Raw genomic sequence first — 24925 nt, 5'->3', positions numbered from 1 at the left:
TCCGACGGGGCGGGTCAGCGCCGTCCGCGGAAGAAGTCGTCGAGCAGTCCGGCACACGCCTGCTCGCGCACCCCCGCGACGACCTCGGCCCGGTGCGGCAACCGCCGGTCCCGCGCGATGTCGTACAGGCTGCCGCTCGCCCCGGCCTTCGGGTCCCACGCACCGAACACGATCCGCGGTACCCGGGCGGCGAGGGCGGCACCGGCGCACATCGGGCACGGCTCGAGCGTCACCACCAGGGTGTGCTCGGCGAGGTGCCAGTCGCCGGTGACCTCGGCAGCGGCGCGCAGCGCGAGCACCTCGGCGTGGGCGGTGGGGTCCTGCCGTGCCTCGCGCTCGTTCCGCCCGACGGCGACGACCGCGCCGCCGGCGTCGAGCACCACCGCGCCGACCGGGACGTCACCGGTCGCCAGGCATGCCCGCGCCTCGTCCAGCGCACGGTCCATCGCGGCGGTGAAGGGGCGGCCGGCAGGGTGTTCCACGCATCGATCCTGCCCCATCGGCACGGTACGCTCGACCCCATGCGTGTCCACGTCGCCGACCACCCGCTCATCACCCACAAGCTCTCGGTGCTCCGCGACCGGACCACACCCTCCCCCACCTTCCGCGCCCTCACCGAGGAGCTCGTCACGCTCCTGGCCTACGAGGCCACCCGGAACGTCCGCGTGACGGCGACGCCGATCGACACGCCGGTCGCGCGCACGACGGGCGTCGCGATCGCGAAGCCCCGCCCGCTGGTGGTCCCGATCCTCCGGGCGGGTCTCGGCATGCTCGAGGGCATGGTCAAGCTCGTCCCCACGGCCGAGGTCGGGTTCCTCGGCATGGCGCGCAACGAGGAGACCCTCGAGCCGCAGACCTACGCCGAGCGTCTGCCGGACGACCTGTCCGGCCGGCAGTGCTTCGTGCTCGACCCGATGCTCGCCACCGGTGGCACCCTCGCCGCCGCGATCGACTTCCTGTTCGACCGCGGAGCAGAGGAGGTCACCTGCGTGTGCATCCTCGGTGCGCCCGAGGGCCTCGCCGCCGTCGAGCAGGCCGTCGGCGACCGCAACGTGAGCATCGTCCTCGGCGCCCTCGACGAGAAGCTCGACGAGAACGGCTACATCGTCCCGGGCCTCGGCGACGCCGGGGACCGCCTGTACGGCCTGGCCGAGTAACAGCCCCGCTGCCCGACGCCCCCGTCGGCGCGGACCCCACCGGGACCGCGCCGACGGGGGCGTCTCGTGTCCGCGGGCAGGGCGGGGCCCCTGTGCGACGCCGGCGTCCCACCTGCCCGGCGGGACGCGGCGCCTGTCCGCTCTCGTCACCGTCCGGGCGGACGGTTGACAGCACGTTGGTATACCGCCGATACTCGTCCCATGACTGCAACCGTGTCCACCCGAGTCCTCTGCGAGGCCCTGGGGACCGCCGGCACGATGATGCCGGCGACGGCGGTCATGCGTTGTCGAATGTGTGCCTGATCGGTACCCGTTCCAGCCGGATCCCCCGCGACACCACCCCGGTCGCGCGCGTGTGATCCCCGGGTGACGCCACCTCGACGACGCGCAGCCACTCCAGCGCTCGAGGCGGTCGACACCCGTACCTCCCGGGAGGCCCCGGTCCACCGCAGGACCGCTGGGCGACACGGCGATCCGCCGTACCCGGACCGACGCATTCGACACCGCCGCGGTGCACCACACCGCAGCCACCCGCCCGAGGAACCGCCATGTCGCTCACCATCGCCCAGCCCCGTACCGCACACCGGACCGCTGCCCCGGCCCCGACCGACCTCGGCACCGTCACGCCGATCCGCCCGCGGCGCCAGCCGGTCGCCCCTCCGGTCCCGAGCGGCGTGCCGACCAGCCCCGTGGTCGCGCCCCAGCGGAACCGCGCACTGCCCGAGGGCACCGAGGCCCGCGGCTTCGCGCTCTACGTCGGCATCGACGAGGCCGCTGCCGCTGCGGCCGGCACCACCCTCGCCGCGGTGGTCGAGCAGCTGAAGGCCCTGACCGCCCAGCTGGTCCCGTCGTCGGAGACGTACGCCGCGGTCGCGGTCGCGGCCGAGGGCTCCGGCGGGCGTGACGTCGACGTCGTCCGGCTCGCGCTGCAGGACCGCTCCGCCGTCGCGGCACGCAAGCAGGCCGAGAAGCCCGAGCCCGAGGAGACGGGCGTCGTGATCGACATCTCGCGGAAGCGCGTGACGCTCGACGGTGAGGCCGCTCCCCTGACCTACAAGGAGTTCGAGCTCCTCCAGTTCCTCGTGCTGCGCGAGGGCCAGACGGTGGACCGCGCGGCCATCATCGACGGCCTGTGGTCCGACGGCGAGGACGAGACCCCGAACGAGCGCACCATCGACGTGCACGTGCGTCGGCTCCGTTCGAAGCTCGGCGCGTTCGAGGAGATCGTCCGGACCGTGCGCGGGGTCGGGTACCGCTTCGACCGGCATGCGGACGTGGCGGTGCGCTACGCCTCGACGCCGTCGCCCGACCTCTTCTGATCCACTCCGCGGGCACTCGGTGAACTCGCAGGGAACAGCACCGGGACACGCTGGCGCACCGTTACCTCGCCGTTATACAGTCGGTGGTGCAGGCAGTGTTTGCTGTGGCACCGTCTGCGGAATGTGATTGCAGGACACTCTTGGTGCAAGGGAGGAGGCCGGTCGCTCAGAAGGCGACCGGCCTCCGTCCTGTCCGGGCCACCCTCGTCTTCTCGTCACACCGTCCCCCGGGTGCCGTCGGGCCTCCGTCCGCCGTCGCGGCGCGTCGGTAGTGTGGACCGACGCACGACCGGAGGGATGGCGACCGTGGACGACGCACGCCGCAGTGACAAGGCGACGGCTGTCGCGGCCTGGGAGGCACTCTTCCGGGCGCAGGTGACCGTGATGCGCGCACTCAACGCGGACTTCCCCGGCGGGGAGATCTCGTTCAACGAGTACGACGTCTGCTTCAACCTGTCGACGCAGCCCGGACGCCGGTGCCGGATGCGCGACCTGACGGGCCACCTGCTCCTGACGCAGCCCAGCGTGAGCCGCCTGGTCGAGCGGCTCGCCTCGCGTGGGATCGTCGAGAAACAGCCCGATCCGAGCGACGCACGCGGGGTCATCGTCGCGCTCACCCCGCACGGCTTCGACGTCTACCGGTCCGTGGCGGTGCAGCACGCGCAGACCATCGCGGAGCAGGTGGGCGCCGGGCTCGACGACGACGAACTCCGCACGCTCACCGAGCTCTGCACGAAGATCCGGACGACTGCGGGCAGCGGGACCGACGGCCGGACGCGCCGCGACCGCCCGACCGAGGCGGTGTCCGCGTGAGCGGCGCGATCGTCTGGCTGCGCGAGGACCTGCGTCTCGGCGACAACCCTGCGCTCCGCGCGGCGATCGACCACGGCGGCACGGTTACGGTCGTCGTCGTGCTCGACGAGGACACCCCGGGTGTCCGGCCGGTCGGTGCCGCGAGCCGCTGGTGGCTGCACCACTCCCTGAGCGCGCTCGACGCCGACCTGCGCGACCGGCACTCGCGGCTCGTCCTTCGTCGCGGGCCCGCGGCGCGGGTGATCCCGGAACTCGTCGCCGAGTCCGGCGCCGACGCCGTGTACTGGAACCGCCGGTACGGCCGTGTCGAACGGGACCTGGACGCCGGCATCAAGACCGCGCTGACCGAGGGCGGGACCGAGGCCCACAGCTTCGCCGCCAACCTGCTCTGGGAACCGTGGACGGTGCTCACCGGGCAGGGCGAACCGTTCAAGGTGTTCACGCCCTTCTGGCGCGCGGCCCAGGCGATGCCCGAGCCCCGACACCCGCTGCCGGCGCCGGACGACCTGCCCGGTCCGGCCGACGTCGCGTCCGACGACCTCGACGACTGGGCGTTCCTGCCCACGGCGCCCGACTGGGCGGGTGGACTGCGCGACGCGTGGGAGCCGGGCGAGGCCGGGGCCCACCGGAAGCTCGAGCAGTTCGTGCACGACGCGCTCGAGGACTACGACAAGCGCGACGAACCGGCGATGGCCGCGACGAGCGACCTCTCGCCGCACCTGCGGTGGGGCGAGGTCAGCCCGTACCAGGTCTGGCACCGGCTGCACGGCGAGCTCGAGCCCGCACAGCGGCGGCAGGCTCCGGCCTTCCTCCGGCAGCTCGCGTGGCGCGAGTTCAACTGGAACGAGTACTTCCACTGCGATCACCTGGCGACGGTGAACGTCCGGCGCGAGTTCGACGCGTTCCCCTGGCGCCAGGTCGACGAGGACGAGCTCGACCGCTGGCGGCACGGCCGGACCGGCTTCGACCTGGTCGACGCGGGCATGCGGGAGCTCTGGAGCTCCGGCGCCATGCACAACCGCGTACGGCTGGCGGCGGCGAGCTTCCTCGTCAAGAACCTGCTGGTCGACTGGCGCATCGGCGAGCAGTGGTTCTGGGACACCCTGGTCGACGCCGACCCGGCGAACAACGCCGGCAACTGGCAGTGGGTCGCGGGCTCGGGCTTCGACGCGGCGCCGTACTTCCGCGTCTTCAACCCCGACCGGCAGCTCGAACGGTTCGACCCGCACCGCGAGTACGTCCACCGCTGGGTGCCCGCGGACGAGGACCGTCCGGAGCCGATGGTCGACCTCAAGGCCTCGCGGCAGCGCGCACTGGACGCCTACGCCGAGATGCGCCGCGCGTGACCCCGTCGACGGCGGTGCTCGACGCGGTCGACGCCCGGTTCCGCGACCGGGTCACGGCAGGCACGGCTCCGAGCAGCGTCTGGGGTGTGTTCGACCGGCAGGGCCTCGTCGCATCGGGCGGGCACGGCGACCGCGGGGACGGACGGGCGCCCGACGCCGACACGGTCTACCGGATCGCGTCGTGCACGAAGAGCATCACCGCGGCCACGCTGCTCACCCTGGTCGCCGAGGGGGCGGTCGACCTCGACGCGCCCGTCTCCGACACGGTCCCTGCCTTCGCCGCGGTCGAGCTGCCCTCGGTGGACTCCCCCGTCCCGACGCTCCGGATGCTCCTGACGATGGCCGGCGGCCTGCCCACCGACGACCCGTGGGCCGACCGGCAGGAGTCGATCAGCGACGAGGACCTCGACGCCGTGCTCCGTGCGGGCCTGCTCTTCGACTCGGTCCCCGGCACGCGGTTCGCCTACTCGAACACCGGGTACGCGCTGCTCGGCCGGGCGGTGGCCCGGGCCGCGGGCGTGCCCTACCCGCAGGCGGTGACCGAGCGGGTGCTCCGTCCGCTCGGGCTGGACGACACCGTCTTCAGCGCCGAGCAGGCCCGCGGGTACGTCGTGACCGGGCAGCGCGACGACGACGGCTCCTGGACACCGCAGCCGATGACCGGTCCCGGCGCCTTCTCGCCGATCGGCGGGTTGTTCTCGACCGTGCGCGACCTGGCCCGCTGGGGCCGGCACCTGGCCTCCGCGGCCTCCGGTGCACCCGAGCCCGGTCCGTTGTCCCCCGCCGACCGCCGGCTGATGCAGCAGGCGATGCGTGTCGTGCCGCCGTCGGTCGTCCCCACCGCCGCGCGTCCGACCGCGTACGGCTTCGGGCTCTTCGTCGAGCAGGACACGCGCTTCGGCGAGATCGCCTCCCACTCGGGTGGCTACCCGGGGTTCTCGGCGCACGTGCGGTGGTCCGTCGAGCACGGGCTCGGTGTCGTGGCGTTCGAGAACGCCACGCAGGCGAAGGTCTCGGTGCCGGCGGAGCAGGCGCTCGACGCACTGCTCGCCGACGTCCTGGGCGGCCGGAGCGGCCCAGCCGTCCGGTCGACCAGCGCCGCTGCACCGGGGGTGCGACGGACCGTCGAGGCCACCCGGGCAGCGCAGGTCGCCGTGACCGGACTGCTCCGCGCGTGGGCGACGGACGGCCTCGACGACGACGCGGCAGCGGAGCGCGGGGCTGCGGTGTGCACGCCGAACGTCCCGATGGACCGGCCGTGGGAAGCACGACGACGGGCGCTGCTCGGAGCCCTGCAGGCCGTCGGCGCGGACCTCGGAGCCGATCCCGTCGAGGAGTCGTCGACCGTGCCGTCGCAGCTGCGGTGGTGGCTGCCCGGCAGCGCGGGACGGCTCCGGGTCGAGATCCGGCTGGCCCCGCTGGCCGCTGGTCGGGTGCAGACCCTGACGATCACGCCCGAGCCCGCGGAACACTAGACCGGCGGCCGCCCGCCGACGAACCCGAGGGCGCGCGAGGCGACCCGCGTCCCCTCACGAGCCGCCGCCCCCACCCGCACGGGATCGGTCGCCCACGCCCGGAGGAACCCGGCGGCGAAGGCATCGCCGACACCGATCGTGTCGACCACGGTCGTCGCGGTCGCCGCGACACGGAGCGGGGGGCGACCGGGACGACCGACGACGGCACCCTCGGCCCCGGTCGTGACGACCACGAGCGGGACGACCTCGGTCAGTCGGCGGACGGCCTCGGTCACCCGGTCCGTCCCGCTCAGGGCGAGCGCCTCGGCGACGTTCGGCAGGAGCAGGTCCACCCCGGTGAGCACCCGCGCCCACGCCTCCACCCCGAGATCGCGGACGACGGCGACCGAGGACGGGTCGAGCGACACCCGTGCGCCTCCGGACCCCGCCCGCGCGACGAGCCCGGCGACGCGGTCGGCGCCGCCACCGCCGAGCATCGCGGCCCCGGTCAGGTGCACGACGTCCGCCCGCTCGACCAGGTCGTCGGTCAGGTCGTCCGCGGACAGCGTGCCGCTCGCCGCAGGGTCGGACATGGTCGTGCGTCCCTCGGCACTCCGCACGGACACGAGCGCACCGGTCACGACGCACGGGTCGTACCGGACGTGCGCGCGCACCCCGGCGTCCGTCAGCGTCCGCTCGTGACGGTGGACGTCGTCCACGCCGACCCGCGTGACGACGTCGACGTCAGCACCCAACCACCCGAGCCAGGTCGCGGTGTTGCCGGCAGCTCCCACCGCACGGTGCCGGATCACGGCCGCAGGGTCGTGCACGCCCGTGGTCGCGGCGGTGGTCTGGACGAGCACACCGTCGAGCACGTCGCCGACGACCAGGAAACGCTTGCCGACGCCGCGGCGACGCCCCGCGTCCTGCCGCACGGGGCGCGGCTCTCGGTGCGCTGGGGCCGCCGGGACCGGCTCGGGAGGAGGTGACACGTCCGCCATCCTACGAGGAAGCGAGCATTGCTCCCCTTCGATCGTCGAACGGCGCGCGGAAGAGTGTCCGCTTCCCGGCATGATCCGCTAACATTTCAGATGACCCTCGTCCGCCAGCACGACCGCCGCCCGCTCGAGACCCCGCCGGAGGGACCATGCCCAGGAGACCCGACCCGACCCTCAAGCCCGCGATCGTCGCGAAGGTCGCCCGCCACCTGCAGCACACCAAGCTCGAGGACGCCTCCGTCCGGAGCCTCGGCCGGGTCCTCGGTACGAGCGCCTACCCGATCGTCTACCACTTCGGCACGCGCGAGGCACTGATCGACGCCGTCGTCGACCACCTGTGCGGCGACGAGCACCGGACGCTCGCTCCGGACGCGGACCCGTGCGCCCTCGCGGAGCACCTCGTCGCGGTCTTCGGCGGGCTCGGCAGCCCCGACCGCCGACTCGCAGCACGCCTGACGTTCGAGATCGGCTGCGTCGAGTCCCTCGACGGTCGCGACCGCCAGCAGCGCACCCACCGCCGACACGTGGCCGAGCTCGCGGCCTGGTGCCGTGCGCACGGGCACTGCGACGTCGAGGCCGACCGGATGGCACGCGCAGCGGTCGCGGCTGCTCGTGGTGCGCAGTGGGGCGCCCTGGTCGACCCGGAGCGCACCGACGTCGACGGCGCGCTCCGCGCGATCGCCGGACAGCTTGCTGCGGGCGTCCGCCTGGCGGCCGCCTGACGTCGGACCCGCACCGACGACGGACGGGAGGCGCGGTGCCGACCGGCACCGCGCCTCCCGTCCGTCAGCCGGTCGCGGTGGCGACCGACGTCACGTCACCTCAGAGCGTGACGAACGACTGCGACTTGGCGTTCGCGAAGCGAGCGGCCACGTTCTCCCAGTCGACGATGTTCCACACGGCCTTGACGTAGTCCGCCTTGACGTTGAGGTAGTCGAGGTAGAAGGCGTGCTCCCACATGTCGAGCATGAAGATCGGGACGACGCCCAGCGGCACGTTGGCCTGCTGGTCGAACAGCTGGAACGTGGTGAGCTTCTGGCCGACCTGGTCCCACGCGAGCACCGACCAGCCGGAGCCCTGGATGCCCGTCGCGACGGCGGTGAACTGCGCCTGGAACTTCTCGAACGAGCCGAAGAACTCGTCGATCGCCGCGGCGAGCTCGCCCTCGGGGACCTTCGTGTCCGGGCCGAGGTTGGTCCAGAAGATCGAGTGGTTGACGTGGCCGCCGAGGTTGAAGGCGAGGTCCTTCTCGAGCTTGTTGACGTTGGCGAGGTTGCCCGACTCACGGGCCTCGGCGAGCTGCTCGAGGGCGGTGTTCGCACCGGTCACGTAGGTCTGGTGGTGCTTGTCGTGGTGCAACTGCATGATCTTGCCGCTGATGTGCGGCTCGAGTGCGGCGTAGTCGTACGGCAGTTCGGGCAGGGTGTACTCGGCCATGACGAGGTCCTTTCGATCGGTGGTGGTCGTGATGGGCTCCGCGGCGCTCAGGAGAGCCGGGAACGATCGGTCAGGGAGTGGAACTCCCGGTTGTGGTAGACCAGCGGCTCGCCGCGGTCCGTGCCCACGACGATGTCGAGCACCTCGGCGACCACGACGGTCGACGAGCCGATGGGCGTGGTCGACAGCGGGCGGCAGCGGAGGGCGCTGGCGGCTCCGGGCAGGTACCGGTCCCCCGACGGGAGCGTGCCCCAGATCGGGTCGTCGGCCGCGGGGCTGCCGGTCGCTGCGAAGCGCTTGGCGAGTCCGACCCCGAGCGAGTCGACGAGGTGCACGACGAACAACGGCGCACCGAGGACGACGCCGGCCGAGCCGGAGTTCGTGGACAGGGAGAAGACGAGCACGGGCGGGTCGACCGCGACGCTCGCGACACTGGACGCGGTGAGGCCGGTGGGACCGTCCGGCCCCTCGGCGGTGATGACCGCGACACCGGCGGGGTGTCCGCGGAAGGCGGCCTTGTACGCGTCGGCGATGGTGGCCGGTGCTTCGTCGGGCATGGCAGTCGTGGCGTTCCTCCGGGGTGGGTGGGCCGCGGCTGCGCGGCCACGTCCCAACGTAGGACCTCAACCGTGGTTGAGGTCAACGATTCCCAGGTTCGTCCGATCCCGGGCGCGCCGGACGCGCTCTCCGGGCCGCCCGCCGGGCCGCCCGTGCCACCCGTGCCGCCGTGCCGCCCGTGCCGCTCGTGCCGCCGTGCCGCCGTGCCGCCGTGCCGCCCGTGCCGTCGGTGGAGCAGAAGACGTCGAGTACGCGCGGGCGACCCGACGTCTTCTGCTCCATGGACGTGGCGCGCGCGTGGACGGGGTGCGCGGACGTGGCGCGCGCGTGGACGGGGTCCACGGACGGGGCCGGACGCGTGCCCGCCGGAGTCGGGGCGGGCTCAGTCGCGCTTGAGCATGACCACGGACGCCGCGGCCGCGACGAGCATGAGCACGGCGGCCACCGCGCCCGTGATCGTCACGCCGGAGTCGAACGCCGCGCGGGCGCTCTCGAGCAGCGCCTGCCCCGCCGTCCCGCCGAGGTCGGCAGCCGCCGACACCGCACCGCCGAGGGTCTCCTGCGCCGCGGTGTGGGCGGCGCCACCGAGCTCGTCCGGCACCACGACGTGCGCCCGGTACGCGGTCGCGAGGATCGTCCCGAGCACGGCCGTCCCGAGCACGGCGCCGATCTCGTACGCGGTCTCGGACACCGCCGACGCCGCTCCGGCCTTGGCCGCCGGGGCCGTCGAGATGATCAGGTCGTTCGTCACCGTCTCGGACGCACCGATCCCGATGCCGAGCAGCACGAACGCGAACGCCAGTGCCACGATCGACGCGTGGTGCCCGAGCACCGAGACCATGGCGTACGCCGCGGCCGAGAAGGTGAGGGACACGGCGACGACCCACCGCGGAGCCACGCGGGCGACGATCGGCACGACGACGAGTCCGGCCACGATCGTCAGCACCGATCCGGGGACGAGCACCAGGCCCGAGGCGAACGGGTCGAGCCCGGCCACGAGCTGCAGGTGCTGCGCGATGAAGAAGAGGAAGCCGGTCAGCGAGAACATCGCTGCCATGTTCATGAGCACGCTGCCGGTGAAGGCCGTGCTCCGGAAGAGCCGGAGGTCGAGCATCGGGGTGCGTGACCGGAGCTGGCGTCGGACGAAGGCGACGCCGCAGAGGACGCCGACCGCGAGCACCGCGATCGCGAGGCCACGCTCCTCCGGGTGCACGAGCGACTTGATCGCCCAGGCCACCGGCGCGAGCGTCCCGAGCGACAGGAGCATGCTCGGCACGTCGACCGGCCCGGGCGCGGGGTCGCGCGACTCGGGCACGAAGAAGGGGACGCCGACGAGCATGAGCACGAGGATCGGGACGGCGACGAGGAACACCGCCCCCCAGTGGAAGTGCGCGAGCAGGACGCCGCCGACGAGCGGGCCGAGCGCGTTGCCCGCGGCGAACATCGTGGACCAGACGGCGAGCGCCATCCGCCGCTCCCCCGCGTCGACGAAGACGTTGCGGATGATCGACAGGGTCGCGGGCATGAGCATCGCCCCGAAGACGCCCATCACGGCGCGGGCGGCGACGAGCATCCACGCCTCGGTCGCGAAGGCCGCGGCGACGGAGAGCAGCGCGAAGCCGGTGGCGCCGATGACGAGGATCCTCCGGCGGCCGATGCGGTCACCGATGCTGCCCATCACGACGAGCAGGCCGGCGAGCACGAGCGGGTAGGCGTCGACGATCCACAGCTGGGTCGTGGCGCTCGGGTCGAGGGCGCGCGCGATGGTCGGCAGCGCGAAGCTCAGCACGGTGTTGTCCACGGAGATGAGCAACACCGGGAGCATCAGCACGGCGAGGGCCGCGAACCGTCGGGCGCGGCTGCCGGTGACGGCGGTGGCGACGGGGCTGGTGAGCAGTGCGGACACGGTGACTCCCTGGGGAACGAGCCGGACCAGGTCGACGGCGGACACTTCGGAACGGGCAGACGAGACGGGGCGCGGAAGTGGTCACGCGCCCCGTCAGGACTCCGTAAGTGTACCGTCTGGACGGTCATGGTTGCAAACGCAACCAATGCCGGACCGGAGGCTCGTGGCCCGGTCCGCCACGGGCCTCCCGTCCGCCCTCCGGTCGCCCCGTCCCGCGGTGTCGGTCAGGCGGACTCGCGCAGCAGCAGCCGGTGGCGGACCGTGCGCTGCACGGCCGCGCCGGAGCGCGGCAGGCCGCCGCTCAGCATGCCGAGCGCCAGGTCGAGCGCCTCCCGCGCGACGGCGTCGAGGTCGACCGCGAGCGTCGTCAACGCCGGGGCGACGAGCGTGCCGAGTGCGAGGCCGTCCACCCCGACCACCCGGACGTCACCGGGCACGTCCCTGCCCGCCCGGCGGCACGCGGCGAGCACGCCGAGGGCCATCAGGTCGTTGAACGCGAGCACGGCGTCGACCCGACGGAACCGTTCGAGCGCGCGAGCGGTCATCGCCGCGCCGTGCTCCGAGGTGGGGGCGTCGGCGATGGCGACCTCGGGGAGGTATCCGCGGCGGCGGAGGGCGTCGAGCATCAGCCGTCCGCGACTGCTCGGCCGCCCGGTGTCCGATGCGTCGACGATGACCGGGTGCCGCACGCCCGTCCGCACCAGGTGGTCGGCGAGTTCCTCGATCGCCGTGCTCGGGTCGATCCGGACCGCGGCCCGCAGCACCTCGCCCGCGGGGTCGAGCTCCACCACCGGGACGCTGCCGAGCCGTTCGATCCACTCCGGTGCCCGGGCGCCGAGGTAGCCCACGACCACGTCCGTCTGCTGCCCGAGCGCCTGGACGGCCCGGTCCGAGTCACCGGCGAGCCCCACGTCGGCGAGCATCACGTCCCACCCGCGACCGGCCGCCAGCCCGAGCACCGCAGCGGCGAGCTCGGGTGAGTAGGGGTTGCGGAGGTCGTTGACGACGAGGCCGAGCTGGCGGTCACCACCCGTGACGAGCCCGCGACCGAACCGGGACGGCCGGTAGTCGAGGGCCGCGGCCGCCGCCAGCACGCGTTCCTTCGTCGCCGTGCTGATGCCGTACAGGCCGTTCATCGCCCGGGTCACCGTCTGGCGTGAGACCCCCGCAGCCGCGGCCACGTCGTGGATGGTCGCGCGCGTGGACGAGGGCCCCACCGTCCGGGGAGCGCCGCGGAGCGAGGCGGGCGCGGCCGGTCCGGCCGCGCCCGCCTCCTCGCCCGCACCGGCGACGCGCGTCAGGCGCGCAGGTCCAGCCACGCGACCTGCTCCGGGCTGAGCTCGACCGACAGGCCCGTCATCGAGGACCGGGCCTCGGCGATGGTCCGCGGTCCGAACAACGGGAACGTCGGGAACGGCTGGTGCAGGACGTACGCCAGGGCGATCGCGGTCGCCGGCACGCCGTACTGCTCACCGAGCTCGCGCGCACGACGCAGCCGTTCGAAGTTGGCGTCCGAGTAGTAGCAGCGCACGAGCTCGGCGTCGCTCGTGTCCTCCGGGGCGGCGCGACCGGTGAAGAAGCCCCGCGCCTGCGAGGACCAGGGCAGCAGCGGGACCTGGCGCTCCTCGAGCCACCGCTTCGACGCCGGGTCCGTGGCGTGCTCGCAACCGTCCCACGGCACGTCGTACGCCTCGGCGAGCCCGAAGTGGTTGCTCAGGACCTCGAAGCCGTGCCTGCCGTTGGCCGCGGCGTAGGCGTTCGCCTCGTCGAAGCGTGCCGGCGTCCAGTTCGATCCGCCGAACACCCGGATGCGACCGGCACGACGGTGCTCGTCGAGGACGTCGACGAACTCCCCCACCGGTACGTCCGGGTTGTCCCGGTGCATCATGTAGACGTCCGCGTGGTCGGTCCCCTGGCGCTCGAGGCTCTCGAGCAGCTGCCGGGTCAACGACTCCGGGTCGCAGTACGGGGTGTGCGCGCCCTTCGTGATGACGACGACGTCGTCACGGATGCCGCGGTTCTGGATCCACTTCCCGAGCCGCCCCTCGAGCACCCCACCCCCGTAGATGTACCCGGTGTCGAAGACGTTGCCGCCCTGCTCGACGAACATGTCGAAGAGGGCGCTCGCGTGCGCCAGGTCGGGCTGGTTGTCGACGCCCATGACCAGGCGGGACATCCGCTTGCCGACGCCGGGGACCTCGCCGTAGCGCATCGGGGCGTCGTCGCGGACGCGCAGGGTCCGACCGCTCACCGTCGGGACGTCGGCCGTCTCCGCCTCGAACGGGTAGCGCAGACCGATCGCAGCGCGCCAGCGGTCGAGCGTGCGGGCGGTGGCGAGGGTCTCGTCGAGCGTCATCTGCGCCGCTTCGACACCACCGGCTGCGAGGGCCGCCGTGGTGGCGTCGGCCTCGAGCGCGTAGGGCTCCGCGCCCGCGAAGGACAGCGTGCGCGGGTCCCCGTCCACCGAGTGGATCCGGATCGTCGGGTCGTCGGACAGCGTCCACGGGTCGGTCAGGACGATCCGACCGCGCGTGCCGTGCACGGTGACCGTGTTCTCGTCCTCGACCCGGACGCCCGTGCGGACGCTCGCGGTCGTGCCGTCACGGTAGGTCAGGTGCGCGACCGTCCACTCGTCGACGCCGGTCGGGCCGAGGGTGCCCGTCGCGGTGAGCTCCACGGGCTCGGCGACGGCCACCCCGGTCGCTGCCTGCACGATCGCTGCCGCCATGGTGACCGGGTACCCGCCGACGTCCAGGATGCCGCCGCCGGCCGTGGCGACGTCGAACAGCCGACCGGTGCGCTCCCCGGAGCGGAACGCGAACGAGGCGTCGACGTGCGTGACCTCGCCGACCGCACCGTCGCGGACCAGGTCGAGCAGCGCGGCGGTCTGCGGGTGGAAGCGGTACATGAACGCCTCGACGAGGGGCAGGCCCGCCTGGCGCGCGGCGTCGACCAGGGCCATCGCGGTGCCGTGGTTCGGGGCGAGCGGCTTCTCGCAGAGCACGGCCTTGCCCGCCGCGAGCGCCCGGAGCACCAGGTCGGCGTGCCCGGTGTGCACGGTCGAGACGTACACCGCGTCGACCGCGTCGTCGGCGAGCACGGCGTCGTACCCGCCGGCACGCACGTCGGCGAAGCCGTGGTCGGCGGCCTCGTCGGCGAAGGCCTGCGCGCGCTCCGTCGCGGAGCTGCCCGCGGCGACGAGCGTCCCCGTGCTCGCGGAGAGCTGGGAGAGGAACCGGCGGGCGATGCCCCCGGGGCCGAGCACCGCCCAGCCAGGGGTCGGGGCGCCGTCGGGCGGCGTGGTCGAGGGGGTCGCGGTCTGCGCTGACATGCGGATCCTGTTCCTGTCGTGAACCTTCACGGTCACGGCGACGCTAGCCGGGGCGCTCCTGCGGGACAAGGCGTTCGTGAACGTTCACGGAACCCGGTGTTCGTCACGGTCCGGACGGTTCCCTAGACTCGTGCGCATGGCAAGTGCCCGCGACCGCGTCCTGGACAGCTTCGTCGCCATCGTGTGCGAGGAAGGCGAGCGTCCGGCGACCCTCGACGCCGTCGCCGCGCGGGCCGGGGTCTCGAAGGGTGGACTCCTGTACCACTTCGGGTCGAAGGCCGCGCTGGTCGAGGGGCTGTGCGAGCGACTGTCGGACCTGTCGGCGATCGACGTCGACCGCATGCGGGACGCCGAGGACGGTGCGGCGCGGTACTTCGTCCGCAACTGCCTCTACGTCGGCAGCGAGCTCGACCTCGCCCTGCTCGCGGCCAGCCGGCTGCAGCAGGCCGGGTACGAGGAGGCCGGACGCACCCTCGACGAGACCGAGAACGCGTGGCTGGAGACCCTCGTGCACGCGCTCGGCGACGTCCCGACCGCCCAGGCCGTCAAGCTGCTCGGTGACGGGCTCTACCACCAGGCGTCGCTCGGCGCGGCGATCGCGACGGACCTCCGCCCGAACCGCGGCACCGTCGACATGGACGCCCTGCTCGCGGTGGTCGACCGGCTCATCGCGACCCGTCCGGGTGCGTGATCCGGCGCCCGGCCCGTCGCGGGTGAACCGGTCGCGTCCGTCCTGGGGATAGACTGGTCCCGATCCACCCGCTCGAACCGGAGGTACCACTGTGGGCCGCGTCATCGCCGCTTTCTTCTCGATCCTGCTGCTGCTGGTGTCGATGTACCTGTTCGGGTTCGCGTTCCAGGTGGAGTCCGGTCAGGCCTTCGTCTTCATGGGCGGCCTGCTCCTCATGAGCATCTCGTTCTTCCTGCCGATCCACGTCTTCGGCAAGAAGTAACCGCAGCTCCACGACGAACGGCCCCGCACCTCCTCGAGAGGAGCGGGGCCGTTCGTCGTCTCCGGCGCGGGCGCTCGTGTCGGTTCGAACCAGGAAACCGACGTCGAACCGGCCGGGGTGACTGGTTCGACGTCGGTTCCGAGGTTCGACGCGGCGGGCGCCGGCGGGCGCGGGCCGGCGCCGGCGCCGGCGCGGGCGGGAGCGTCAGCCGAGCTGGCGGAGGCTCCGCAGGGACACGGCCGTCGCGATCGCGGCGTGCGCGGCCTCGGCCCCCTTGTCCTCCTTCGACCCCGGCAGCCCGGCACGGTCGAGTCCCTGCTGCTCGTCGTCGAGGGTGAGGACACCGAAGCCGACGGGCTTGCCGGTCTCGATGGCGACCGTCGTCAGTCCGCTCGTCGCCGCGCTCGACACGTACTCGAAGTGCGGGGTGCCGCCGCGGATGATGACCCCGAGGGCCACCACCGCGTCGAAGCCCGACTCCAGGGCGGCCTTCGCCACGACCGGCAGCTCGAAGCTCCCCGGCACGGGGACGACCTGCGCCGTCGCCCCGAGGCGCTGGACCTCGCGCTGCGCCCCGGCGAGGAGTCCCCCGGCGATCGTCTCGTGCCACTGCCCGGTGACGATCGCCACCCGGATGCCCGAGCCGTCGACGTGGTCGCGCTCCGCTGCTCCTGCTCCGCTCATCGTGTCGTTCCTTCCGTGGGCACGGACCCTGCCGCTGCCCGGTCGGCCGCGTCGAGCCAGTCGACGAGTGCGGCGATGGTGATGACGGGCACGCCCTCGCGTGCCCCGAGTTCGACGAGGCCCGGCAGACGCATCATCTCGCCGTCCTCGCCGACGATCTCGCAGATCGCCGCGGCGGGCCGGAGCCCGGCTGCGGTGACGAGCTCGATCGCGGCTTCGGTGTGCCCGGCGCGCTCACGGACGCCCCCGGGTCGTGCCCGCAGGGGGACCACGTGTCCGGGTCGGTGCAGGTCGTCCCGCACGGACGCCGGGTCGGCGAGGACCCGCAGTGTGCGCGCCCGGTCGTGCGCACTGATGCCCGTCGTGACGCCGACCGCCGCGTCGACCGTCACGGTGTAGGCGGTCCCGCGGACGTCCTCGTTGTGCGCGACCATCGGGGGCAGGTCGAGGGCGTCGGCGATCTCCGCGCTCACCGGCGCGCAGATGAACCCGGACGAGTGGGCGACCGTCCAGGCGACCCACTCCGGCGTCGCGAGCTCGGCGGACAGGATGACGTCGCCCTCGTTCTCGCGGTGTTCGTCATCGGCGACGATGACGGGGCGACCCGCAGCGATCGCGGCGACCGCGTCGTCGACGGTGGACAGGACCGGGCCGACCGCCTGCGCCGCGTGCGCGGACCCGACGGCGGTCACCGTGCCTCCAGGACGGGCGCCGTCGGGGCGTCGAGCCGCAGCATGCGGCGCACGTGCCGTGCGAGGACGTCGGTCTCGATGTTGACGCGGTCGCCCGGGGTGCGGCTGCCGAGCGTGGTCGCCTCGAGCGTCTCCGGGATCAGGCTCACCTCGAACCAGGCGTCGGCGGGTGCGGTGTCCTCGTCAGAGACGGCGCTGACCGTGAGGGAGACGCCGTCGATCGCGACGGAGCCCTTGTCGACGACGAGCGGGCTGAGGTCGGGCGCGAGCGAGAACCGCACGCGTCGCCAGCCGTCGCCGTCGGCGGTCTCGAGCACGGTCGCCGTGCCGTCCACGTGCCCCTGCACGATGTGGCCACCGAGGCGGTCGCCGACCGAGGCCGCGCGCTCGAGGTTCAACCGGTCCCCCACGACGAGTGTGCCGTGGGCGCTCATGTCGAGCGTCTGCTTCATGACGAAGGCGGTGAAGGTCTCGTCGGTCTGCTCGACCACGGTCAGGCAGACGCCGCTCGTGGCGATGGAGTCGCCGTGGCGGGCGTCGGCGACGACCTTCGGGCCGCGCACGGTGAGCGCGACGGAGTCGCCGTGCTGCTCGACGGCGGTGACGGTGCCGAGTTCCTCGATGATGCCGGTGAACACTGGTGTCCTCTCAACGGGACTCCGGGGGCGTTCGACGATCGTCGGCATCGACGGACGGGTCGTGGCACCCCGCGTACGAGGACACGTCCTGTCCGCCAGCGCTTCCTCCCGTCCGGACTCTCACCGTCGGTCCCGGAGTTCCGCCGGGTCAACATCGGCGGGGTTCGCACCCTGCGTCAGCTCGTGGACTGTCACCACCGGTTCGGACTTGCACCGACCCCGGAGCGCTTGCGTACCTGAAATGATACCCCAGACGCCGGGGGCCGTCCGGGGCTGTTGCCCCGCGTGACGCCGACCACGGACCGGACGGGAGGCGCGTGGCGGCGCCGTCACGCCCCTCCCGTCCGCCCGTCCGCCCGTCCGCGCGTCCGCTGACCCGGTGGGACCGGCACCGACGCGGCCGGTCCGCTACGGGCCGTCGCTCAGCTCCGGCCGCGCACCAGCGACACGGCCTGGCGCAGCGACAGGTCCGGCAGGTACGCCCGCACCACCGCGACGCCGATCGCCGGCAGTGCCACCGGGTCCGGGTACGCGAGCACGAGCGGGTGCAGGTCGGGCCCGAACTTCGCCTTGAACCGCAGCAGCGACCGGAAGCCGTAGACCGGCTCGAGCACCCCGCCCACCAGGTCGAGCAGGTCCTGCACACCCTCGGCGGCGGGCGCGCCCTCGACGGACTGCGCGAGCGGGGCGGCCGACAGGCTGAGCCGTTCGACGCCGTCCTCGCGCATCCGGTCCGCCGCGCTCGCGACCAGGAACTCCATCACGCCGTTCGGCGCGGCGCTCGTCCGACGCATCACGTCGAGCGTCCAGCCGACGACCCGACCGGCCCGGTGGCTCGGGAGCCAGCTGGTCACGGCGAGGACCGTGCCCTCCGGGTCGAGTGCGACCAGGGTGCGCACCGCGGGGTCCCGCATCTCGTCGACGCCGCCGAGGGTGAAGCCCATCTCGGGCAGCTCGCGCTGCGACACCCACTCCTCGGAGATCGCCTCGATCTGCCGCACCGTCGACGCCGGGAGGTCCTGCCACGACGACCAGCGGGCCGTGATCCCCTCACGGCCGGCCTTGTTGACGGCGGTCCGGACGTCCTGTTTCTTCTTGCCGGTCGTGGTCCACGTGCGCGGGTCGAGGTCGGCGTCCTCGGCGACGGGGAGCGTGTCCCAGCCCTGCGCGGTCAGGGTCGCCGCCGCCTCGGTGCCGATCCCGTAGAAGACCGCGGTCCACCCGTTGTCGTCGCACCACCGGGCGAAGCCGGTCATGGCCGCGTCCCGGGCGTCGGGCCACCCGAACGGCCCACCCACCGTGACCGCGACCCGGCCGTTGCGGCGGAACGCGACGCCGGCGCGACCGTCCTCGGCGAACCAGTAGGCGTTGCCCTGCCACGTCGTCATCCACCCGAAGGTGTCGCCGCCGGCCGCCTCGAGCAGGGTGCGGGCACGGAGCCGGGCCTCCCGCAGCCCGTCGGCGTCGGCGTCGGGTTCGACCGCGCCGGTCGGTCGGATCGCGGCGACCGCGACCACGAGCCAGAGCACCGGCCCCGCGGCGCCGAGCACGAACCGGAGCGCGGGGTCGAGCGCCGGCAGGTGGTCCCACAGGACGACGGGTGACAGCGGCCCGAGTGCGGCCACGACGAGCCGGAGGGGATCGGGCACCGGGTCGGGTGCCGAGGCAGCGGTCACGAGCACCACCGTCGCGACGACGGCGAAGGTCACGACAACCACGACGGCGAAGGTCACGACCCGACGCCGAGCGGGCAGCACGGTGAACGACCGCCGGAGGAGCACGAGCACGAGCGCGGTCGCGAGCGGGACGACGATCGACGCGATCACCGACACCGTGACCACGAAGCGGTCCTCGGCGCCGTGCAGCTCGGCCACGCGCGACGGCAGCACACCGTAGGTCACGGCCGCGGCCACGGCCAGCGCCACGTCGACGACCACGGCGAGCCACACCGCGAACCGACTGCCGCGGAAGAGCCCGAGCCCGGCGACGACGAGCACGAGCAGCGGCGCGATCGCGAGCACGAGCGTCCAGGGGTCGGTCGCACGGAAGGACAGCAGGCCCCGCAGGCACTCCCCCGACACCCCGTCGGCGCGACACCCGTGGACCGGCGTGACCGGTCCGGAACCGACGACGGCGGCGATCGGGGCGAGCAGCCCGACGCGCGCCCGCGACACGAGCGCGATGACGGGTCCGACGGCCGACACCAGCACCACGGTGCCGAGCAGCACGCGGGTCTCACGGTGCGAGCTCCTGGTCCAGCCGAGGCGCGCCGGACCACGTCGGAGCAGGTCGCCGAGCAGCCACCCGGCCGCCGCGGCGAGCGCCGCGTAGAGGTCGGACGCGTGCCCGGCGTAGAGCAGCAGGGCGGCGACGACCGCGACGGCGTTGACCCGGATCCGGCGTCGCCAGAGCGGACCGGCGAACGCGCTCGCGGTGACGATGGTGCCGACCAGGGCCGTCCAGGGGTCGAAGCTGGTGGCGCGGCCGAGCAGGAGCGGCCCGACCTCGCGGCCGTCCTGGTCGGCGAAGGCGGTGAGCGCGCCGAGGCCCGTGCCGACGACCGTGGTCACGACGAACGCCAGGGCGGTGCGTCGGCTGCCCATCAGCCGCTCCGAGGCCCCCACGAGCACGACGACCCCGGCGACGGTGAGGACGAGCGCCACCGCACCCGTGGTGACGGCGAACACGCGGAAGGGCCCGAAGTGCACGGCGTCCACCGATCCGGTGCGGCCGACGATGCGGACGACCAGTCCGGTCACCGTCGTGGCGAGCACCAGGACCGCGACCACGGCGGTGACCGGGTACCGCCGGACTGCCCGCGCGCTCCGCGACCAGACCGCCGCCAGCGGCCCGCCCGACCTGCTCACAGTGCGCCCTTCGCCAGCGGGAGACCGAGGTGTGCCAGGACCGCCGGCAACCCGTTCGCGAGCACGTAGCGCACGGTGTTCCAGTCGTGCGCCGACCCCGGCGACACGATGACCTGCGTCTGCATGCCCGCCCGGACCGCGGCGGCGTGCAGGGTCTCGGTCGACACCCGGTACGGGGCGTCGTCCTGACCGTAGCCGAAGACGGTGAGGTGGTCGTGGTACTGCCCGTGGGCCGCCATGACCGCGACGGGTGCGGCGGCACGGTACGCGGCGGCCGAACCGCCGAAGGCCAGTGCGGTGCTCGTCTGCGCGTTGCCGGTCACGGGCGCGAGCTCGCTCGAGATCGCCAGCGCCGTGCCGAACACGTCCGGGTGCTCGGTGGAGAACTGCATGGTGCACGTGGCGCCCTGCGAGAAGCCGACGATCCCCCACGCGCTCGGGCCGGTCGCCACGGGCAGGTGGTGCTCGATCCACTGCACGGTGTCCGTCATCACGTACGTCGCGCTGCGGCCGAGCCGCCGCGAGTCCACGCACATCGGGTTGCGGTTCGGGGCCCCGAGCTGGTCCGGGGACACCACGACCGGGGCGAGGCCGTCGTGCGCAGCGGCGTACCGGTCGAGGAAGCTGCCGAGGTCACCGGTCTGGAACAGGTCGGCGGGCTGGCCGGGTTGGCCGGAGAGGGCGATGAGGACGGGCAGACGCGGCGGGTGGGCCACCCGGGCCGCCGGCGGCAGCCAGACGACAGCCTTGCGCGCCCGGAAGTGCGACACCGTCCCGGGGATCCGCACGCTGAGCGTCTCGCCGTCCTTCGGCATGCCGACCGGCGCGTGCCAGTGCGCCGCGGTCACCTCGTGGCCCGACACCGGCCGCGCCGTGACCGGCAAGGTCCGCGACGCGTAGGGGTTCGTCGCGACGGCCTGCTCGACGTCCTTGTAGAACCCGAAGTCGACGTTCACACCGAGCCCCGCCGACAGCACCAGCGCGCCGGCCGCGGCGACGGCGAGGATGCGGGCGAGCCATCCGCCCTGGACCACCACGACGAGCAGGAGCGCGACCCCGGCGAACGCGAGGGCGACCCACATGCGGGTCACCGGGGTGAACTGCACCCCGAAGTCGTCCTGCACGTCGCCGGTCCACCACACGACTCCGAGCCCGACGCCGGCACCGACCAGCACCGCTCCCACCCGGACGGCGGCGCGACGCAGGCGGTGTCGCTCGTGCACGGGTCCGAAGACGACCCAGGCCGCCAGCGCGGCAGCGAGGAGGTACACCGGGACGAGGAGCCTCGTCCCGGTGATGGGGATGCGCAGGAGTTCGTGGAGCACGGCTTCATCGTGGCCCTGCACCACCGCTCCACAGCCTCGGAAGCGCTTCCACTGCGCACAGGTTGGGTACCGAGCGCTCCCAGGAAGCGGTCGGGTCGCCCTCAGGCAAGCGCGACCGCCGGGCACGGGTCTGAGGGGCACCGCGGACGGTGCCCCTCAGACCTCCGAGGATCAGGCGATGCGCTTGCGGAGCACCAGTGCCCCGGCTCCCAGGAGCAGGAGCAGGAGCGCGATGCCCGCGGGCGTCGTCTGGGATCCCGCACCGGTGTACGCGAGCGTGGGCTGCGTCCCCGAGGCGGTCCCCGTCGTGGTGGCGGCAGCGACGTCCGTCACGGCCGGCCGGGAGGCGCCGGTCGCCACGACCGCGCCGGCGGCGGTGGTGCCGGTGGTCGCCACGGGCACCGTGGTCACCCCCGGCAGGACCGTGTCGGTCCCGCCGGTGCTGTCACCGGGAGTGCCGGTGCCCGGCGTGGTGACCGGGTCGGTGCCAGGGTCCGTGCCGGTGCCGGGGTTCGTCCCCGGGTCCGCGCCCGGGTCCGTGCCGGGGTTCGTGCCCGGGTCCGCGCCCGGGTCCGTGCCGGGGTTCGTGCCCGGGTCCGCGCCGGGGTCCGCGCCCGGGTCGGTGCCGGGGTTCGTGCCCGGGTCGGTGCCGGGGTTCGTGCCGGTGCCGGGCGTGGTGCCGGTGCCGTCGCCGACGATGCCGATGCCGTTGCCGCCGACCGAGATCGGGATGCTGATGACCGGGGTCACCTGCGTGCCCGAACCGATCCCACCGGAGCCGGAGGTCGTCCCACCGGTCGTCGGGGCCGAGGAGCCGGAGCCGGCAGCAGGCGTCGAGCCCGTGGCCGTACCGTCACCGACGACACCGATGCCGTTGCCACCGACCGAGATCGGGAGGCTGATGACCGGGGCAACCTGCGTGCCCGAACCGATCCCGTCCGAACCGGAGGTCGTCCCACCGGCCGTCGGGGTCGTCGAACCGGTGCCGGAGCCGGCAGCAGGCGTCGAGCCCGCAGCCGTGCCGTCACCGAGCAGGCCGATCCCGTTCCCACCGACCGTGACCGGCACGTTGAGGACCGGGGACACCTGCGTGCCCGAACCGATCCCGTCCGAACCGGACGTCGTCCCACCCGCCGTCGGGGTCGTCGAACCGGTGCCGGAGCCGGCAGCAGGCGTCGAGCCCGCAGCCGTACCGTCACCGAGCAGGCCGATCCCGTTCCCACCGATGGTCACCGGCACGTTCAGGACCGGGGACACCTGCGTGCCCGAGAGCACACCGTCCGAACCGGACGTGGTCGGAGCGGCCGGCGCCGACGCCGCCGGTGCCGGAGCGCTCGACGCCGGGGCCGCCGGGGCGGTGGCGTCCGCGTCGCCGACGACGGCGACCGCGTTGCCCGTGGCCGTCACCGGGGCGGTCACGTTGCCGACCACCTGCGTGCCCGAGGCGATGCCGTCCGAGCCGGACGTGACCGGAGCAGCGGCCGCCGGAGCGGTCGCCGGAGCGGGCGCGGGCACCGGTGCAGGAGCGGGAGCCGGGGCGGTCGAGACGGCGTCGCCGCCCACCGCGACCGCGTTGCCGGCGGCCTGCACCGGAGCGGTCACGACCGGTGCGACCTGCGTGCCGGAGGCGACGCCCTCCGAGCCCGAGGTCACCGGAGCAGCCGCCGGTGCAGGGGCAGGGGCAGGTGCCGGAGCCGGCGAAGCGGCCGGTGCCGGAGCGGACCCCGCGGAGACGGCGTCACCGAGCACCCCGAGGGCGTTCCCGGAGACGGACACCGGCGCGTTGACGGCCGGAGCCACCTGGGTGCCGGAGACGAGGCCGTCGGCCCCGGAGGTGGTCGCGGCGTTCGCGGCCGCGGTCCCTCCGAGGGTCAGGCCGCCGACGAAGAGGGTGAACCACAGCCCTCTCGAGACGTACTTGTTCATGGTCGTTCCTCACTGATCGAGATCTGTCTCCGACCGCGATCGCGGTCGGGTGGTGCGTGCCTGCCGAGCAGGACAGGCGCACCGACCTCAGTCAGGAGCGACGTCGTGGTCGCCGACGACGGACGCGGGGACCACGACGTCGGCGAGGGTGCCGCGAGACCCCGCGGCGAGGGAGAACCGGACCACGGAGGCACCATCGACGCCGACGGGCGCTGCGCCCGCGGAACCGGAGGAGGTGCCGCCGGCGGTGCCGGTGGCTTCGGGGCCGACCGGGAGGCCGGGTCGGCCGTTCCCGTCCGCCGGCACGAGCAGGGCGTCCCCGCCCAGCGTCGCCGCTGCGGGCGCCGCGCCGACGACGGCCCCGGTGGTCCCCGCTGCGGCGGGCACGGTCACGGTGCGGCCGATGGTCGTGGACGCGACCGCGGTCTCCCGTGCGGCCACGGGGCCAGCGGTCACGCCGGCGACGACCGTGGTCGACGGCCGGTCGGCGACCGGAGCGGCGCCGGACGCACCCGTGACCGGAGCGGTCCCCACGGGCGGTGCGACCGGGCCACCCACCGGGGTCGGCAGGATCCCGGGGACGGGGGTCGCGCCTCCCGGCAGGAGCGGGGGCAGCGGGGCGGGCAGCACCGGCGGGACCGTCACGGGGAGGATCGCCTCGACGGGCGGGAGCACCTGCTCGACCGCGCCGGGAAGGGTGCCGACCGTGCCGCCGACGCTGCCGACGACGTCGTCGACCAGTCCGGTCACCGGTGCGGTGACCGTGCCGATCGTGTCGTCGCCGAGCAGGTCACCCGCGACGGGCAGCGCACCGACGACGCCGTCGACGGTGTCGACGACGGTGGTGACGGGACGTGCGTCGGTGAGCGACTGCACGGCGCTGGTGACGGGGCGGAGGACGCCGGTGACGGTGTCGGTGACCGGCCGGGAGGCGGTGGTCGCCCCGTGCGCGGCACCGCTCGCCGTCGGGGTGGTCGCGTGCGTCGCGGGGGCGGCGGCAGCTGCCGGCGCGGGGGCCGACACGTGCGGTGCGGGCGCGGCGTGCTGCGGGGCGGCGGGCGCAGTGTGCGGCGCCGGTGCGGTGACCGGCGCGGGGCGAGCAGGCGCGGGCCGGACCGGCGCGGGCGCCGGACGGGCCGGGGCGGGAGCGACGTGCACCGGCGCCGGAGCGGGTGCCGGCGCTGCCGGGGCGACGGGCGCTGCCGGCGCGACGGGCGCTGCCGGCGGCGCGGCGGGAGCCGTCACGGCACCGAGTGTCCGTCCGACGGTGCTCGTGGTGCCCTGGACGGTCTGCCCGACGTCCTGGACCAGACCACCGACCAGCCCGCGGTGCTGCGAGGAACCCTCGACCGCGGAGGCCGGGCGGGCACCGAGCACGAGCGTGAGCAGCACGAGGGCAGCAGCGACCCCGACGCCGGCGACGGCGTACCGGAGCAGCGCGCGCCAGGGGTCGCGCAACGGCTGGTCCATGCGCTCACCTCCTGATCTCGGCTGCGCACGTAGAGTGGTTGACCGGCACTG

At 74.0% G+C, this 24925-nt stretch carries 21 protein-coding genes, 1 pseudogene and 1 riboswitch; of the genes and pseudogenes, 8 read left to right on the top strand and 14 right to left on the bottom strand.

Features of this window, described 5'->3' with window-relative positions:
- Positions 1-14 precede the first annotated feature (14 nt).
- Complete coding sequence (locus QUG93_RS04375; protein WP_289472617.1) at positions 15-446, bottom strand: nucleoside deaminase; 432 nt, start codon at positions 444-446, stop codon at positions 15-17.
- A gap of 75 nt (positions 447-521) precedes the next feature.
- On the opposite strand from QUG93_RS04375, the gene upp reads away from it, so the two are divergent.
- The 5 genes from upp (at position 522) to QUG93_RS04350 (ending at position 6110) form a co-directional block, all read left to right on the top strand.
- Positions 522-1157: a uracil phosphoribosyltransferase gene (upp, locus tag QUG93_RS04370; RefSeq protein ID WP_289472434.1), complete on the top strand. Its 636-nt coding sequence runs from the start codon at positions 522-524 to the stop codon at positions 1155-1157.
- Between the two features lie 548 nt (positions 1158-1705).
- Positions 1706-2476, top strand: coding sequence for a winged helix-turn-helix domain-containing protein (locus tag QUG93_RS04365; protein WP_289472433.1), 771 nt, complete (start codon positions 1706-1708; stop codon positions 2474-2476).
- 297 nt (positions 2477-2773) lie between these two features.
- Positions 2774-3289 carry a MarR family winged helix-turn-helix transcriptional regulator gene (locus tag QUG93_RS04360; protein ID WP_289472431.1) on the top strand — a complete coding sequence of 172 codons (516 nt, stop codon included), beginning with the start codon at positions 2774-2776 and terminating at the stop codon, positions 3287-3289.
- A complete protein-coding gene (locus QUG93_RS04355) occupies positions 3286-4635 on the top strand; it encodes a cryptochrome/photolyase family protein (protein ID WP_289472430.1) in 1350 nt (449 codons plus the stop codon). The genes QUG93_RS04360 and QUG93_RS04355 overlap by 4 nt, the downstream gene beginning before the upstream one ends.
- Positions 4632-6110, top strand: coding sequence for a serine hydrolase domain-containing protein (locus tag QUG93_RS04350; RefSeq protein ID WP_289472428.1), 1479 nt, complete (start codon positions 4632-4634; stop codon positions 6108-6110). The genes QUG93_RS04355 and QUG93_RS04350 overlap by 4 nt, the downstream gene beginning before the upstream one ends.
- On the opposite strand, the gene QUG93_RS04345 is transcribed toward QUG93_RS04350, so the two are convergent.
- Positions 6107-7081, bottom strand: a complete 975-nt coding sequence (locus QUG93_RS04345) for a carbohydrate kinase family protein (protein WP_289472427.1) — start codon at positions 7079-7081, stop codon at positions 6107-6109. The genes QUG93_RS04350 and QUG93_RS04345 overlap by 4 nt on opposite strands.
- Positions 7082-7236: 155 nt before the next feature.
- Between QUG93_RS04345 and QUG93_RS04340 the strand changes: the two genes are divergently transcribed.
- Positions 7237-7809, top strand: coding sequence for a TetR/AcrR family transcriptional regulator (locus QUG93_RS04340; RefSeq protein WP_289472426.1), 573 nt, complete (start codon positions 7237-7239; stop codon positions 7807-7809).
- Positions 7810-7909: 100 nt separating this feature from the next.
- On the opposite strand, the gene QUG93_RS04335 is transcribed toward QUG93_RS04340, so the two are convergent.
- The 5 genes from QUG93_RS04335 to QUG93_RS04315 all read right to left on the bottom strand — a co-directional run bounded on the left by QUG93_RS04335 (position 7910) and on the right by QUG93_RS04315 (position 14319).
- Entirely contained in the window at positions 7910-8524 is a 615-nt protein-coding gene (locus QUG93_RS04335) for a superoxide dismutase (protein WP_058725055.1), read from the bottom strand.
- Between the two features lie 47 nt (positions 8525-8571).
- Positions 8572-9081: a flavin reductase family protein gene (locus QUG93_RS04330; protein WP_289472425.1), complete on the bottom strand. Its 510-nt coding sequence runs from the start codon at positions 9079-9081 to the stop codon at positions 8572-8574.
- 383 nt (positions 9082-9464) lie between these two features.
- Positions 9465-10988, bottom strand: coding sequence for an MFS transporter (locus QUG93_RS04325; RefSeq protein WP_289472424.1), 1524 nt, complete (start codon positions 10986-10988; stop codon positions 9465-9467).
- 224 nt (positions 10989-11212) lie between these two features.
- Positions 11213-12307 (bottom strand): LacI family DNA-binding transcriptional regulator, encoded by a 1095-nt coding sequence (locus QUG93_RS04320; protein WP_289472423.1) that lies wholly within the window; start codon positions 12305-12307, stop codon positions 11213-11215.
- Entirely contained in the window at positions 12286-14319 is a 2034-nt protein-coding gene (locus tag QUG93_RS04315) for an aldo/keto reductase (protein ID WP_289472422.1), read from the bottom strand. Before QUG93_RS04315 ends, QUG93_RS04320 begins: the two co-directional genes overlap by 22 nt.
- 136 nt (positions 14320-14455) lie before the next feature.
- On the opposite strand from QUG93_RS04315, the gene QUG93_RS04310 reads away from it, so the two are divergent.
- Both QUG93_RS04310 and QUG93_RS04305 read left to right on the top strand, forming a co-directional pair.
- The gene (locus QUG93_RS04310; RefSeq protein WP_289472421.1) at positions 14456-15010 is read left to right on the top strand and encodes a TetR/AcrR family transcriptional regulator; all 555 of its coding nucleotides are present in this window, start codon (positions 14456-14458) and stop codon (positions 15008-15010) included.
- Positions 15011-15101: 91 nt separating this feature from the next.
- Complete coding sequence (locus tag QUG93_RS04305; RefSeq protein WP_289472420.1) at positions 15102-15272, top strand: hypothetical protein; 171 nt, start codon at positions 15102-15104, stop codon at positions 15270-15272.
- Positions 15273-15476: 204 nt separating this feature from the next.
- On the opposite strand, the gene ribH is transcribed toward QUG93_RS04305, so the two are convergent.
- From ribH to QUG93_RS04270, 7 genes and pseudogenes are all read right to left on the bottom strand, one after another.
- Positions 15477-15956: a 6,7-dimethyl-8-ribityllumazine synthase gene (gene ribH, locus QUG93_RS04300; protein ID WP_289472419.1), complete on the bottom strand. Its 480-nt coding sequence runs from the start codon at positions 15954-15956 to the stop codon at positions 15477-15479.
- Positions 15957-15985: 29 nt separating this feature from the next.
- Positions 15986-16600, bottom strand: a pseudogene (gene ribB / locus QUG93_RS04295) (3,4-dihydroxy-2-butanone-4-phosphate synthase); the annotation flags it as partial.
- Positions 16601-16644: 44 nt separating this feature from the next.
- Positions 16645-17286 (bottom strand): riboflavin synthase, encoded by a 642-nt coding sequence (locus QUG93_RS04290; protein WP_289472417.1) that lies wholly within the window; start codon positions 17284-17286, stop codon positions 16645-16647.
- A 96-nt stretch (positions 17287-17382) separates the two neighbouring features.
- Positions 17383-17516: riboswitch (FMN riboswitch) on the bottom strand.
- Positions 17517-17708: 192 nt separating this feature from the next.
- Positions 17709-20153, bottom strand: a complete 2445-nt coding sequence (locus tag QUG93_RS04285) for a bifunctional lysylphosphatidylglycerol flippase/synthetase MprF (RefSeq protein WP_289472416.1) — start codon at positions 20151-20153, stop codon at positions 17709-17711.
- The gene (locus QUG93_RS04280; protein ID WP_289472415.1) at positions 20150-21478 is read right to left on the bottom strand and encodes an alpha/beta hydrolase; all 1329 of its coding nucleotides are present in this window, start codon (positions 21476-21478) and stop codon (positions 20150-20152) included. The genes QUG93_RS04285 and QUG93_RS04280 overlap by 4 nt, the downstream gene beginning before the upstream one ends.
- Before the next feature lie 171 nt (positions 21479-21649).
- A complete protein-coding gene (locus QUG93_RS04275; RefSeq protein WP_289472413.1) occupies positions 21650-23404 on the bottom strand; it encodes a hypothetical protein in 1755 nt (584 codons plus the stop codon).
- A gap of 87 nt (positions 23405-23491) precedes the next feature.
- Entirely contained in the window at positions 23492-24874 is a 1383-nt protein-coding gene (locus QUG93_RS04270; RefSeq protein WP_289472411.1) for a hypothetical protein, read from the bottom strand.
- Between the last annotated feature and the right edge of the window lie 51 nt (positions 24875-24925).

The sequence above is a fragment of the Curtobacterium caseinilyticum genome, assembly GCF_030363035.1.
GTDB classification, from domain to species: Bacteria; Actinomycetota; Actinomycetes; order Actinomycetales; family Microbacteriaceae; genus Curtobacterium; species Curtobacterium caseinilyticum.
This window is presented reverse-complemented; position numbering and strand designations above follow the sequence as displayed.